General features: G+C 65.5%; 12 protein-coding genes. 9 read left to right on the top strand and 3 right to left on the bottom strand.

Annotation, left to right across the window (positions count from 1 at the left end; genetic code table 11):
* Nucleotides 1–17: 17 nt before the first annotated feature.
* Together ACFMO3_RS08885 and ACFMO3_RS08890 are read right to left on the bottom strand one after the other, a co-directional pair.
* Nucleotides 18–1,733: an alpha-glucosidase gene (locus tag ACFMO3_RS08885; protein ID WP_376790052.1), complete on the bottom strand. Its 1,716-nt coding sequence runs from the start codon at nucleotides 1,731–1,733 to the stop codon at nucleotides 18–20.
* Nucleotides 1,734–1,968: 235 nt separating this feature from the next.
* A complete protein-coding gene (locus tag ACFMO3_RS08890; protein WP_376790053.1) occupies nucleotides 1,969–2,688 on the bottom strand; it encodes a methyltransferase domain-containing protein in 720 nt (239 codons plus the stop codon).
* A 234-nt stretch (nucleotides 2,689–2,922) separates the two neighbouring features.
* Here ACFMO3_RS08890 and ACFMO3_RS08895 point away from each other — a divergent pair, with 234 nt between their 5' ends.
* The 4 genes from ACFMO3_RS08895 to eno all read left to right on the top strand — a co-directional run bounded on the left by ACFMO3_RS08895 (nucleotide 2,923) and on the right by eno (nucleotide 7,118).
* Complete coding sequence (locus tag ACFMO3_RS08895) at nucleotides 2,923–3,339, top strand: HIT family protein (RefSeq protein WP_376790054.1); 417 nt, start codon at nucleotides 2,923–2,925, stop codon at nucleotides 3,337–3,339.
* On the top strand, nucleotides 3,340–4,911 hold the full coding sequence (gene zwf / locus ACFMO3_RS08900; RefSeq protein WP_376790055.1) for a glucose-6-phosphate dehydrogenase: 1,572 nt from the start codon (nucleotides 3,340–3,342) through the stop codon (nucleotides 4,909–4,911).
* Complete coding sequence (gene pgl / locus ACFMO3_RS08905) at nucleotides 4,908–5,630, top strand: 6-phosphogluconolactonase (RefSeq protein ID WP_376790056.1); 723 nt, start codon at nucleotides 4,908–4,910, stop codon at nucleotides 5,628–5,630. Before zwf ends, pgl begins: the two co-directional genes overlap by 4 nt.
* 168 nt (nucleotides 5,631–5,798) lie before the next feature.
* Complete coding sequence (gene eno, locus ACFMO3_RS08910; protein ID WP_376790057.1) at nucleotides 5,799–7,118, top strand: phosphopyruvate hydratase; 1,320 nt, start codon at nucleotides 5,799–5,801, stop codon at nucleotides 7,116–7,118.
* Between the two features lie 117 nt (nucleotides 7,119–7,235).
* On the opposite strand, the gene ACFMO3_RS08915 is transcribed toward eno, so the two are convergent.
* Nucleotides 7,236–7,364 carry a hypothetical protein gene (locus tag ACFMO3_RS08915; RefSeq protein ID WP_376790058.1) on the bottom strand — a complete coding sequence of 43 codons (129 nt, stop codon included), beginning with the start codon at nucleotides 7,362–7,364 and terminating at the stop codon, nucleotides 7,236–7,238.
* A gap of 142 nt (nucleotides 7,365–7,506) precedes the next feature.
* Between ACFMO3_RS08915 and ACFMO3_RS08920 the strand changes: the two genes are divergently transcribed.
* From ACFMO3_RS08920 to dprA, 5 genes are all read left to right on the top strand, one after another.
* Nucleotides 7,507–8,721, top strand: a complete 1,215-nt coding sequence (locus ACFMO3_RS08920; protein ID WP_376790059.1) for a YgeY family selenium metabolism-linked hydrolase — start codon at nucleotides 7,507–7,509, stop codon at nucleotides 8,719–8,721.
* A 159-nt stretch (nucleotides 8,722–8,880) separates the two neighbouring features.
* On the top strand, nucleotides 8,881–9,861 hold the full coding sequence (locus ACFMO3_RS08925; protein ID WP_376790060.1) for an ornithine carbamoyltransferase: 981 nt from the start codon (nucleotides 8,881–8,883) through the stop codon (nucleotides 9,859–9,861).
* 20 nt (nucleotides 9,862–9,881) lie between these two features.
* Entirely contained in the window at nucleotides 9,882–10,835 is a 954-nt protein-coding gene (arcC, locus tag ACFMO3_RS08930; RefSeq protein WP_376790061.1) for a carbamate kinase, read from the top strand.
* Between the two features lie 211 nt (nucleotides 10,836–11,046).
* Nucleotides 11,047–11,907, top strand: coding sequence for an NAD(+)/NADH kinase (locus tag ACFMO3_RS08935; protein WP_376790062.1), 861 nt, complete (start codon nucleotides 11,047–11,049; stop codon nucleotides 11,905–11,907).
* 70 nt (nucleotides 11,908–11,977) lie between these two features.
* Nucleotides 11,978–13,057, top strand: a complete 1,080-nt coding sequence (dprA, locus tag ACFMO3_RS08940) for a DNA-processing protein DprA (RefSeq protein WP_376790063.1) — start codon at nucleotides 11,978–11,980, stop codon at nucleotides 13,055–13,057.
* The last annotated feature ends 104 nt before the right edge of the window (nucleotides 13,058–13,161 follow it).

The following is a 13,161-nucleotide window of genomic DNA, read 5'->3' on the forward strand; positions in this document are numbered from 1 at the left end:
TTCCGCCCTTCCCGCGATCATTCCGACCGGAGGAGCGCCATGATCGTGATCTCGAAGGGCGCCAGGCCCAGCTCGCGGAGCGCCTCCTCCCCGCCTTCCTTCCGGTGGGTCGAAAAGAGGCACCGTCCCCAGTTCGGGAGATCAATGTTCACACGCGCCGGGCCCTCCCCCATGTTCATCGCCACCAGGCACGCTTGGCCGTCCTCCGGAAGCCAGCGCAGGAAGACCAGCGCTTCCTCCGAATCCTCGGCCAGGGCGACGTATTCGCCGGCCAGCAGGGCGGGCGTGCGCTGCCGCAGATGGATGAGGCGCCGGTAGAAAGCGAGCAGCGAGCCCGGATCCTCCACCTGATCGGCCACGTTCACCCCTTCCTGATAGTTCGGGTGCACCGGAAGCCACGGCGCCACCCCCGGTGGGCAGAAGCCCGCGTTCGGCGCCCGGGACCACTGCATCGGGGTTCGGCACTTGTCGCGGCCGAATTGGGCCCCGCGGACTACCGCCTCCTCATGGGGCGTTCCGAACAGCTCCCGCTCCACGTGATACCACCAGCGGCCCAGGGGATCCTTGAATTGCGCGAGATCGGTGAGGATCAGATCCCGCATGCCGATCTCTTCCCCATAGTAGAGGAACGGCGTCCCGCGCAGCGTCAGCATCAGCGCTGCGGCGATCCGGGCAATTTCGAGATCGTGTCGGCCATCCCCGTATCGGCTGAGGACGCGGGAGAAATCGTGGTTGCCCATGGTGTTGCACGGCCAGGCCCCTGCTGGCATGCCGCTCAGCCGCTCCCGCTGGTTCGCGCGCACCACCGCCGGCGTCAGACGCGGGGCTTTCATCAGTGGGAAGTTGAACACCAAGTGCAGCTCGTCCTCCCCATTCCCGTAATATGCCAGGTCCTCCGTCTCTCCTACCAGGACCACATCCCCATACGTGTTGACCAGAGCGCGCAGCTCCCGCATCAGATCATGGACCTCGGGCAGATCTTCCTGATAGCGGAACATCTCCTGTCGGATGCGCCACAGGCGCTCTCGCTCTGCCTCATCCGAAGCGGCATTCCATGCCTTTAGCCACTCCGGGTAGCTCATGGGCGCGTTTTGATCCGGGAGCGCGGGGTCCTCGAAAATCGTCCCCACTGCATCCAGGCGGAAGCCGTCCACCCCCATATCCAGCCAGAAGCGGACGACATCGAACATGGCCTGCTTCACCGCTGGATTCCGCCAGTTCAAATCCGGCTGCTCCTTGAAGAAGAAGTGATAGTAATACTGGCCGGTCCGCGGGTCGTATTCCCAGGCGGAGCCTCCGAAGATCGAATACCAGTTATTGGGCGGCCCGCCGTTCTTCCCATCGCGCCAGATATACCAGTCCCGCTTCGGGCTGTCCCGCCCGGCTCGGGATTCCTGAAACCATGGATGCTGGTCCGAGGTGTGATTGAGGACCAGATCCAAGATCACCCGGATGTGGCGGCGGTGGGCTTCATCCAGAAGGCGGCGGAAATCCGTGAGGGTGCCATATTCCGGCGCCACGTTCATGTAGTCCGCCACATCATAGCCCCAATCCACCAGGGGGGAGGGATAGTGAGGACAGAGCCAGATAGCTTCGATCCCCAGATCCTGGAGGTAATCCAGATGGCGGCGGATCCCCTCCAGGTCTCCGATGCCATCCCCGTTCGCGTCGGCAAAGCTGCGCGGATAGATCTGATAGAACACTGCCTTCTGCCACCACCGGAGCTCCCGCATGGAAAACCCTCCTGTGGTATGGAATGCTCCATCAGGGGATGGAGTTGCTACCCGCGAGTCGATGCCGTTTCGTCAACAGCACGGTGCCAGCGCGTGCGGTATCCCTCTGATCGGGATTTCCGACGCGCGTTGGCGAGTAGGCGCCATACAGAAGGAAGATTTTAAAGGGGCCGGCGGGAATGGGCAATTTCGCCGACGGCAGTATAGGGAGCAATGGCCGCGGGCGGTGGCGAGTTCATGCTTTCCGGAACAGGCCCACCAGGTGGATGCGCCATCCGCGAAGCGGGGGCCAGGCTGTGAGCCGCTCGTAGAGCGCGGCCAGGGCGAACAGCAGCGGATGGAAGGCCATATACGTGGGATCCTCGACCGCAAACCAGGCGATCTCCTGCAGGCCGGCTTCGCGAAGGAGGCGGCGCAGCTTCCCGGGGGTATTAGCGCGATAGAAGGTCGGAAAGATGTCCTGGGGGGCGCGGCCGTAAAGCCGCTGCACCAGAGCAGGCCGCCATGGCGGAGGGATCCAGCGCCCCAAGATCATCAGGGGATGGCGCACGTTCGGGGTCAGCAGGAGGAGATGGCCTCCAGGCTTCAGGGCGCGAGCCATTTCCTGAAAAGCCCGCTCCGGTTCCGGGAGGTGTTCGATCACCCAGGTGCAGAGGATCAGATCGAAGGCGTCCCCCACGAACGGCAGCGCTTCCAGCCGGGCCTGAACGCGAAGGGAGAGAATCGGGTTCTCCTGCAGGGAGGGGAAATCCCGGTCTATGCCGACCGCCAGGCCTACCCGATCCTGAAAGCGACCCAGGACCCCGAACCGGCCGCATCCAGCGTCCAGCGCCCGGATGGCCGGGGCGAGGAGCGGCTCCAGCAGGGCGTTGAAGACCTCCCCGGCAGGCCGCCAGCCCCGCCGTTGCGCCCGATAACGAGCCCGATAGATCTCCTGACGGGAGAGATCCAGCATCGGGAATGGGATACGGCGCGGAGAAGACCGATCGTTTCTTCGGCTTTCTTTTTACATCCAGAGGTCTGGGTGGGGAAATCGACAAGGGGAGGGATGGGCGGGGCGTAACGAAGGGGATATCTGCCCCGATCGCATTCCAGGGCCCTGGAAGAGTTTCCCCGTATGCTTGGCGGGGCGAAGGGAGGCAGGTAAAAATGGAGAGCGAGGACGCATCTTCCCCTGGGGGGAGCGGGCATGGACGCATGCATCTTCTGTGCCATCGTAGCGCGCCGGCAGCCGGCGGAGATCCTCTACGAGGACGAGCGCACGATGGCCTTCCTGGACATCAACCCGGCGAATCCGGGTCACACCCTGGTCATCCCCAAACGCCATGCGGAGACCATCTTTGAGATCGACGAGGAGGACGCCGCGGCCGTGATGCGCACGGCGGTCCGGGTAGCCCGGGCGATCCGTCAGGCGCTGGCCCCGGATGGCCTGAACCTCGTGCAGAGCAACGGGCGGGCCGGCGGGCAGGAGATCTTCCATCTGCACGTGCATGTGATCCCCCGCTGGGTGGGGGATGGGCTGCGGCTGGCCCGGCCGCCGGTGGTGCGCCGGGAGCGCCCGCTCCCTGAGGTCGCGGCGGAGATCCGTCGGGCGCTGGGAGGGTAAATGGGCGCTTCCATCCCGCTGGAAGCAGGGATCTCTGGGCTTTTCAGGGCACCTTGCATGTCCTATCCACCGATCGCTTTGATTCTCTTTGGTGCCAGCGGCGACCTGGTCTGGCGCAAGCTGGCCCCTGCCCTCTTCGACCTCTACCGCGACGGCTGGCTGCCGGCGCGCTGGGCGATCATCGGCATCGCGCGCAGCGCGATGGACGATATGTCCTTCCGTGCCCGTCTTCTGGACGGCGTCCAGCGCTTTGCCCGCCATCGCCCGGATGAATCCGCCTGGATGAGCTTCGCGGAACGCCTTTTCTATCTGCGGGGCGATTATGATGACCCCGCCCTCTATGCAGCCCTCGGCCAACGGCTCCAGACCATGGATGGCGCGGACCCGGAGGCGACCCATCATATCTTCTATCTGGCAGTTCCTCCGGGCGTCACGGAGACCATCGTGGACCATCTGAGCGCGGCCGGCCTGGTGCGGGATCGTCGGCGCCACCGCGTGGTGATCGAGAAGCCCTTCGGCCACGATCTCCCTTCCGCCCGCCGGCTCAACGCCCGCTTGCGCCAATTCCTGGAAGAGGATCAGATCTACCGCCTGGATCACTACCTGGGCAAGGATACCGTCCAGAACATCCTGGCCCTGCGCTTCGCCAATGCCTTCTTCGAACCCGTATGGAACCGCCAGTATATCGATCACGTGCAGATCACAGTCGCCGAAACCGTGGGGGTCGAGCACCGGGGCGGTTACTACGACCAGATCGGCGCCCTCCGCGATATGGTCCAAAGCCACCTCCTCCAGCTCCTTTGCCTGATTGCGATGGAGCCCCCGGTCTCCCTCACGCCGGAAGAGATCCATCACAAGAAGCTCGAGGTGCTGCGGGCTATCCGTCCCATTTCGATGGATCAGGTGGATATTTACGCGGTGCGCGGCCAGTATGGGCGGGGCCACCTGGCCGGAGAGGAGATCCCCGCCTATCGCGAGGAGCCCGGAGTGGATCCTCAGTCGAACACCGAGACCTACGTGGCCCTCAAGCTCTTTGTGGACAACTGGCGCTGGCAGGGGGTCCCTTTCTACCTGCGCACCGGCAAGCGCCTGCCGGTCCGGGCCTCGGAGGTCTCCATCACCTTCCGCCCGGTGCCCCATCGGGCGTTCCCCGAGTCCGCTGTTCGCTCCTGGCAACCCAACCGCCTGATCCTGCGCCTGCAGCCCGCAGAAGGCGTCCTCTTCCGCTTCCAGGCCAAAGTCCCAGGCCCGGTGATGCGGCTACAGCCGGTGGATATGCATTTCCTGTATGAGGAGATGTTCGGAAATCGTCCGCCGGAGGCGTATGAAACGCTGCTCCTGGATCTCATCCGCGGGGACACCACCCAATCCCTGGAGGCGGCGTGGGTAGAGGCTGCCTGGGAGGTGATCCAGCCTATCCTGGAGGCCTGGGCGGCCCGCCCGCCTTCGGATTTCCCCAACTACCCGGCCGGCACCTGGGGCCCGCCGGCGGCGGAGGAGATGATCGCCCGGGACGGCCGATCCTGGAATCTCCCTACCATCCTGGATCCCGTGGGAGCGACGCCCGGATGATCCGCGTCTTTCCCGATGCGGAGGCGCTGAGCCGGGCCGCGGCGGCCCTTTTCGCCCGCGCCGCGCAGCGCGCCGCCCGACTCGCCGGACGGTTCGTCGTGGCCCTTGCCGGGGGCCAGACGCCCCGTCGGGCCTATGAATGGCTCACTCGCCCGGAATGCCGGGAGGCCGTTCCCTGGGAGGCGGTGCACGTCTTCTGGGGGGATGAGCGCTGCGTGCCCTTCGAGGATCCCCGGAGCAACGCCTGGCTGGCGCACGAGGCCTTGTTGCAGCATGTTCCTATTCCATCCCACCAGATCCATCCCATCCGATGCGAGGGGGATCCGGAGGAGGCCGCCGTCCGCTATGAGGCCCTGCTGCGGGCGTTTTTCCGGGAAGCCCCCCCGCGGTTCGATCTGATCCTTCTGGGCCTGGGGGAGGATGGCCATACGGCTTCTCTTTTCCCTTTTCATCCAGCGGTGACGGAGCAGCGGCGCTGGGTGGCCGCAGTGCTGGAGGCGGATCCCCCGCGGGTGACCCTGACGCTGTCGATCCTGAACCAGGCGCGTCGGGTGGTCTTCCTGGTGACTGGGGCGCGCAAGGCGGAGATCCTGCGGGCCGTGTGGGAGGGACCTTTCGATCCCCTCCGCTGGCCCGCCCAGGGGGTCCGCCCGGGCCCCGGGCGGATCCTGTGGATGGTGGACGCCGAAGCGGCGGCCGGGCTTTCCCAGATCTGGTAACCATCGGCCGACCTCATCCTGGGGGCTGCGGCGGACGCTGAGGGATCCCCATGCACGGGCCAGATCGCGCAGCGGAATCCTGCATGGCGCGGAAAGCGGCCGGCCTCATCCTCAAACCTGGGTGCTGCCGCTATAATCAAAGCCAAGCCTTCATGGAGGAATCCAACGATGACGCGCGCGCTGGATTTCCCCACGCGGATCGAGATGGTGCGGGCGCGGGAGATCCTGGATTCCCGCGGCCACCCGACGGTGGAGGTGGAAGTGCGCCTGGCCGATGGGACCATAGGGCTGGCGGCGGTGCCCTCCGGGGCGAGCACCGGCGCCCATGAGGCCTGGGAGCTCCGGGATGAGGACCCCGCCCGCTACCTGGGCAAGGGGGTCCTCCGGGCCGTTGAGAACGTCAACAGCCGGATCGCCGAGGAGATCGTGGGGTGGGATGCCCTGGATCAGGTCGGGATCGATGAGGCGCTGATCAGCCTGGATGGCACCGAGAACAAGCGGGAGCTGGGGGCCAACGCCATCCTGGGTGTCAGCCTGGCGGTGGCCGTGGCCGCCGCCCGCTCCGTAGGCCTTCCCCTCTATCGCTACCTGGGGGGCGTGGAGGCGCGGGTGCTCCCCGTGCCGATGATGAACATCCTCAACGGCGGCAAGCACGCCGATGACTCGGCGGATCTCCAGGAGTTCCTCATCCTCCCGGTGGGTGCCCCTTCGTTCTCGGAAGCCCTGCGCTGGGGAGCAGAGGTTTATCATCATCTGAAGAAGGTCCTCAAAAAGCGGGGTTACAGCACCAACGTGGGGGATGAGGGCGGCTTCGCGCCCAACCTGCGGTCCAACCAGGAGGCCGTTGAGCTGATCCTCGAGGCCATCCAGGTGGCCGGGTATGCGCCGGGCGATCAGATCGCCCTGGGGCTGGACGCGGCGGCCAGCGAGCTCTATCAGGACGGCGTTTATGTCCTTCGCAAAGAGGGGCGGACGCTGCGGGCTGTGGAGCTGGTCGAGCTATATGCCCGCTGGGTTGAGGAATATCCCATCGTTTCCATTGAGGACGGGATGGCGGAGGATGATTGGGAGGGGTGGCGGCATCTTTCGGAGCGCCTGGGGGATCGGATCCAGCTGGTGGGGGATGATCTCCTGGTGACCAATGTGAACCGTATCCGCCGCGCCATCGCCCAGCGGGCATGCAATGCCCTGCTGTGCAAGGTGAACCAGATCGGCACCCTCACCGAGGCCATCCGGGCGGCGCGGCTGGCCCAGCGGGCGGGCTGGGGGGTGATCATCTCCCATCGCAGCGGGGAGACGGAAGACACCTTCATCGCGGATCTCGCGGTGGCGCTGAATGCCGGACAGATCAAGACCGGAGCGCCATGCCGGAGCGATCGGGTCGCCAAATACAACCGGCTGTTGCGCATTGAGGAGGAGCTGGGGGAAAGCGCGCAGTATGCCGGCCGCTCCGCCTTCCCTGGCTGGGCTTCCCGGACGGAGGGATGAGCGCAGCTTATGATCCATTCTCGGAGCCCACGGGGCCCGTGGGGGCGCTGAAGAAGCCCTACTGGGCCCCATGCTTTTCTGAGCCCTTTTAGGTCCACGGTAAGGATCGATAGGACCTCACCGGAGATAAGGACCGATTTGCTCAATGAATCGCTGGCAGCCGTCGATCCGCTCCCAGAGCGAATATAAGCCGGTTCGATCCACCAGCGCATTTTCATGGACGAGGATGTCGCGCCAGCCTACCATTCCCCAGGCCCCTCATCGGAACATCCATCTCCCCATCATAACCCAGCTGGCTTCCCGCGAGGTCTCCCCCCGACGCGCCTTGACAAAATCCGTTCCCTTATTAGGATTGCCAGCTGCCCACCTTTTTCGGAGGAGAGCCTCAATGAGCGCTGAAACCGTTTCCCGGATCCGCCAGGCGATGGAAGCCCGCCGCGAGGAGATCCTGCGCTTCTTCTTCGATATCGTGGCCATCCCCAGCTCCGACGCCCAGCTCCGGGCGGTGGGGGAGCGGGTGGCGGAGGAGATGGCCCGCCTGGGCTTTGAGGAAATCGGCTTCGATGTCATGGGCAACATCCGGGGGCGCATCGGCCATGGCCCCCGCGTGCTGGTGTATGACAGCCATCTCGACACCGTCGGGATCGGGGATCCCGAACAGTGGGCCTGGGATCCGTTCCGGGGCCGTCTCGAGGGGGATCGTTTCTATGCCCGGGGATCGTGCGATGAGAAAGGATCCACCCCCGGGATGATCTACGGCCTGGCCATCGCCCGGGACCTGGGGCTGCTGGAGGGCTGGACGGTTTATTACTTCGGGAATATGGAAGAATGGTGCGACGGGCTGGCCCCCAATGTCTTCGTCGAGGTCGATCCGAAGGTCCGGCCCGACGCAGTGGTCATTGGGGAGCCCACGCGCCTGCGGGTCTATCGGGGCCACCGGGGGCGGGTGGAGCTGAAGGTGGTGGCCAAGGGGCGCAGCGCCCACGCCGCCTCCAACTGGCTGGGGGATAACGCGATCTACAAGATGCTGCCGGTGATCGCTGCGATCCGCGATCTGGATCCCCATCTGAAATCCCATGACTTCCTGGGCCGGGGCACCATCACGGTCACCATGATCGAAAGCCGCACCCCGTCGATCAACGCCGTCCCCGATGAGTGCGCCATCTATATCGATCGCCGGCTGACGTTCGGGGAAACCAAAGAGGAAGCGCTGGGCCAGGTCGAGGCGTGTATCCCCCCCGAGCACCGGGAGGCGATCCGGGTGGAGATCCTGCAGTATGCGGATCCCAGCTACACCGGCTTCCGGTATCCGGTGGAGAAATACTTCCCGGCCTGGGCGCTGGAGGAATCCCATCCTTTGGTCCAGGCGGGTCAGGCGGCCATTGAGGCCCTCTGGGGGGAGCGGCGGCCCACCGGGAAATGGGATTTCTCCACCAACGGCACCTACTGGGCCGGGAAAGCCGGCATCCCCAGTATCGGCTTCGGGCCGGGGGATGAAACGTATGCCCATCGGGTGGACGAGCATATCTCCCTGAGCGAGGTGGTGGAGGCCACGGCGTTCTATGCGCTGTTCCCCTCCATGCTCCAGCACTATCTCTCTTAGCGAGCGACGGATCTCCCTTCGCCTTTCCCCATGGCTTGAAAGGCCTCCGGGAGAGGCGAGCCCATTCGGGAAGCACGCAGGGATTGTTTCCATGGAGTGAGCGAGCTTCTATAACTCCAACGGGATGCGATCATCACAAAATCGCTCAGGAGGCTTCTCATGCAAACCCATCTGCGCGGCCGTGACGTCATCAGCGACCTGGACCTCTCCGTGGAGGAGGTCCAGACGGTGCTGGAGGTGGCCTTTGATCTGAAGATGAAGCAGGCCATGGGGATCCCCCATCGCTATTTAGAGGGGAAGACCATGGCCATGCTGTTCTTCTACAGCAGCACCCGTACCCGCGCTTCCTTTGAGGCGGGCCTGGCCCAGCTCGGCGGGCATCCCGCCTTCATCGAATCCAAGACCACCCAGATCGCCCACGGGGATACCGCCAAGGAGATCGGGGAGATCTACGGACGCTACTTCGACGCCATCGCCATCCGCCACGTGGACTGGGGGGTGGGCAACCGCTACATCACGGAGGTGGCTCGCTACAGCCGGGCGCCGGTCCTCAACATGCAGTGCGATATCTACCACCCCTTCCAGATCCTCGCCGACCTCATGACCCTGGTGGAGAAGAAAGGGCGGGATCTGCGGGGGAAGAAGATCGCCGTCACATGGGCCTACGCGGCCAGCTATCAGAAGCCCCTTTCCGTCCCTCAATCCCTCATCCTGCAGCTGACCCGCTTCGGGATGCATGTGGTTCTAGCCCATCCGCCCGAGTTCAAATTGATGCCGGACATTGTGGAGCAGGCGCGGGAGAACGCCCGACGCTTCGGCGGGGCCTTCGAAATCACCGACCGCATGGATGAAGCTTTCCGGGATGCCGATGCGGTCTACCCCAAGAGCTGGGGATGCTGGCTGACCACCACCGATCCGGAGGAAAGCGCCCGCATCGCCCGCAAGTATCAGGACTGGATCGCCGACGAGCGGCGGATGCAGCTGGCCCGCCCGGATGCCATCTATATGCACTGCCTGCCTGCGGATCGCGGCCTGGAGGTCACCGATGCGGTGATCGACGGCCCCCAGTCCGTGGTCTACGATCAGGCGGAGAACCGCCTGCATGTTCAGAAAGCCGTCATGGCTCTGGTCATGCGCTGAACCCCACCCCGGAGGTCCTGATGCGTCTGCAACCCGGACTGGCCGTTGTGGCTGTGGGCGGCAACTCCCTGATCAAGGGGCCAGACCGCATGACCGTCCCCGATCAGTATGAGGCTGCCCGCGAGACCATGGTCCACATCGCGGAGATGATCACCCAGGGCTGGCGGGTGGTCATCACCCACGGAAACGGCCCTCAGGTGGGCTTCATCCTCCGGCGCAGCGAGCTCGCCCTTCACGAGCTCCACCCAGTCCCCCTGGACGCCGCGGATGCCGACACCCAGGGGGCGATCGGCTACATGTTCCAGAAGGCGCTTTACAACGAGTTCCGGCGTCGGGGGTTGAACCGGCTGGCGGTGACGGTGGTCACTCAGGTGCTCGTGGATCGGAACGATCCCGCCTTCCAGAATCCCACCAAGCCGATCGGCTCCTGGATGGACGAGGCAACGGCTCGACGGCGGGCGGCAGAACAGGGGTGGGTAGTTCGGGAGGACGCCGGCCGGGGGTGGCGGCGGGTGGTCCCCTCGCCTCGCCCCCGGCGCATCATCGAGCTGCCCGCCATCCGGGCGCTTCTGGAGGATGGCTTCGTCGTGATCGCCGTGGGCGGCGGCGGCATCCCCGTGGTGGAGGATGAGCAGGGGGATCTGGTGGGGGTGGAGGCGGTCATCGACAAAGACTTGGCCAGCGCCCTCCTGGCAATCGAGCTGCGAGCCGACCTCTTCCTCATCTCCACCGCCGTGGAGAAGGTGGCCCTGGATTATGGGAAGCCGACCCAACGCTGGCTGGACCGGCTGTCCGCTTCGGAGGCCCGCCGTCACCTGGCCGAAGGGCAGTTCCCCCCGGGCTCGATGGGGCCCAAGATCGAAGCGATCCTCCAGTATCTGGAACGCGGGGGGAAGGCCGCGCTGATCACCGATCCGCCCCATATCCCGGCGGCCTTGCGCGGCGAAACCGGCACATGGTTCATTCCAGATTGAGCCGGCCGCCCACCTCACGCCTCCCCAGGCCTCCACTCCTACACGCAGCCGTAGTCCCGAAGCCGGCGCTCCAGCTCCTCTCGATCCCCCTCCGGATGGAGGGATCTCTCCCGTTGGTCAGACCAGGCCCCTCAAGCCTCCGGTCGGGCCCTTTGAGATTATCATTGGGAGAGGGAAGGCCAGCTCCTCATCCCCTTTTCCGGGAGATGCCGTGTCGGAGATACGCTTTCAGCGCATCGGCCTGGTCTTTCACCCCCAGCGGGCCCATGCCCGCGGCCTGGCGGAGGCAGTGGCGGCACACCTGCGAGAAACCGGACGGGAGCCCGTGCTGGTCTCCTCGGAGGAGCTGCACGACGGCCCATGGATTTCCGGCTGGGACCTCGCCCTCACGTTCGGCGGGGATGGGCTGTTGCTGCGCGTCGCCCGCTATGCCGCGCCCGCCGGCGTGCCCATCCTGGGGATCAACCTGGGGCGGGTCGGGTTCCTGACGGAGATCCCGCCGGAGGAGTGGCTGGAGCAGCTGAGCCAGGTGTGGAAGGGCCATTACTGGGTGGAGCACCGGCTCATGCTGGAGGCCTACTGGATCCGGGAGGATCATCGTCGGGGGCCCTTTTACGCTCTGAACGATGTGGTGGTCGGTCGCATGGGCCTGGGGCGCATCGTGCGGGTTCGGGTGGAGATCGATGGGCGTTACTTCACGACTTATGTGGGGGATGGCCTGATCGTGGCGACGCCGACCGGCAGCACCGCCTATGCCCTGGCCGCCGGTGGCCCCATTCTCCCCCCCGAGCTGAAGAACATTGTTCTGGTCCCCATCGCCCCCCATCTCAGCCTGGATCGGGCTGTGGTGCTGGATGAAGGCGTTCGGCTCACCCTCACCGCGCACACGGAGGGCAAAGCCGCCTTCACCATCGATGGGGCCGGGGATGAGCCGATGGCGGAGGGAGATCGGGTGGAGATCGCGGCGGCGCCGTTCAGCGCACGCTTCCTCCGGCTTCGGGACCGCTCATATTTCTACCATCTCCTGGCAGCCCGTCTTCGGCGCATGGTCGCGGATGAAAACACCTCCTGATCTCCCCCTGGGACGCTCTTTGTACCCGCTATCATTCTTTCAGGAGAGGAAGCCATCTCAGAGGGGGCCTATGGATGATCTGGGCTACTGGCTGGCGTTCAATCGGGTGATGGGGATCGGGCCGGCGCGCCTGCGGGCCTTATTGCAGTATTTCGGGAATCTGCGGGCGGCGTGGGAAGCGGACGAGGGGGCATGGCGGGCCGCCGGGCTGGATCAGCGCACCATCCGGAACCTGAGGGAGGCGAAGCGACGGCTCCATCCGGATCAGGAGCGGGAGCGGCTGGAGCGGTCAGGAGCGAAGGCCCTCACGTGGGAAGATCCCGCCTATCCCCTGCTGCTGCGCCGCATCCCGGATCCGCCGCCGGTGCTCTTCCTCCGGGGCCATCTCACTGAGGCGGATCGATGGGCGCTGGCCATCGTAGGGACCCGCCGGCCGACGGCCTACGGGCGGCAGGCGGCGGAATGGTTCGCCGGGGAGCTGGCGCGATCCGGGATCCCCATTGTCAGCGGGCTGGCCCGGGGGATTGACGCCATCGCCCATGAGGCCGCGCTGAAGGCGGGCGGGCGAACCATAGCGGTGTTGCCGTGTGGGGTGGATCGCGTGTATCCCCTGGAGCATGCCCGTCTGGCGTCGCGGATCATGGAGCGCGGGGCGCTAATCTCCGAGCTCCCTCTGGGGGCGCCGGCCGAGCCGGGGAACTTCCCGGCCCGGAACCGATTGATCAGCGGCCTGGCGGTGGGCGTGCTGGTCGTGGAGGCCGGGGCGACCAGCGGGGCGCTGATCACGGCGTCCCATGCGGCGGATCAGGGGCGAGAGGTCTTTGCCATCCCGGGAAGCATCTTCTCCCCGGCCAGCCAGGGAACCAACCGGCTGATCCGAGAGGGAGCGACCCCGGTGACTTCCCCGAATGAGCTTCTGGAAGCCCTCAACTGGTCCACGGCGGCCCAGCAGGTGGAAGCCCAGCTTCAGCTGCCTGCGGATCCGACCGAAGCGCGCCTGCTGGAAGTGCTCAGTCGGGAGCCGCAGCACATCGATGACATCGCGCGGGCGGCCGGGCTGCCGGTGGCGCAGGTGAGCAGCGCGTTGACGATGATGGAGCTGAAGGGGATGGTCCGTCATCTCGGCGCCATGCATTACGTGCGCGCGTGATCGGGAAGGCGCATGCGGGAGATCCGACTCCGGGCCTCGCATAGGGCGCATGGCTCTTGACCGCAAGCTGCCGCCCATGCTACATGCTTATATTACATAAAATT

The organism is Thermoflexus sp., assembly GCF_042408815.1.
In the GTDB taxonomy this organism is placed as follows: domain Bacteria; phylum Chloroflexota; class Anaerolineae; order Thermoflexales; family Thermoflexaceae; genus Thermoflexus.

Coding starts and splice junctions, on each gene's coding strand:
- ACFMO3_RS08885 (WP_376790052.1), bottom strand. CDS start 1,733: ATGCGGGAGCTCCGGTGGTGGCAGAAGGCAGTGTTCTATCAGATCTAT.
- ACFMO3_RS08890 (WP_376790053.1), bottom strand. CDS start 2,688: ATGCTGGATCTCTCCCGTCAGGAGATCTATCGGGCTCGTTATCGGGCG.
- ACFMO3_RS08895 (WP_376790054.1), top strand. CDS start 2,923: ATGGACGCATGCATCTTCTGTGCCATCGTAGCGCGCCGGCAGCCGGCG.
- zwf (WP_376790055.1), top strand. CDS start 3,340: ATGGGCGCTTCCATCCCGCTGGAAGCAGGGATCTCTGGGCTTTTCAGG.
- pgl (WP_376790056.1), top strand. CDS start 4,908: ATGATCCGCGTCTTTCCCGATGCGGAGGCGCTGAGCCGGGCCGCGGCG.
- eno (WP_376790057.1), top strand. CDS start 5,799: ATGACGCGCGCGCTGGATTTCCCCACGCGGATCGAGATGGTGCGGGCG.
- ACFMO3_RS08915 (WP_376790058.1), bottom strand. CDS start 7,364: ATGGTAGGCTGGCGCGACATCCTCGTCCATGAAAATGCGCTGGTGGAT.
- ACFMO3_RS08920 (WP_376790059.1), top strand. CDS start 7,507: ATGAGCGCTGAAACCGTTTCCCGGATCCGCCAGGCGATGGAAGCCCGC.
- ACFMO3_RS08925 (WP_376790060.1), top strand. CDS start 8,881: ATGCAAACCCATCTGCGCGGCCGTGACGTCATCAGCGACCTGGACCTC.
- arcC (WP_376790061.1), top strand. CDS start 9,882: ATGCGTCTGCAACCCGGACTGGCCGTTGTGGCTGTGGGCGGCAACTCC.
- dprA (WP_376790063.1), top strand. CDS start 11,978: ATGGATGATCTGGGCTACTGGCTGGCGTTCAATCGGGTGATGGGGATC.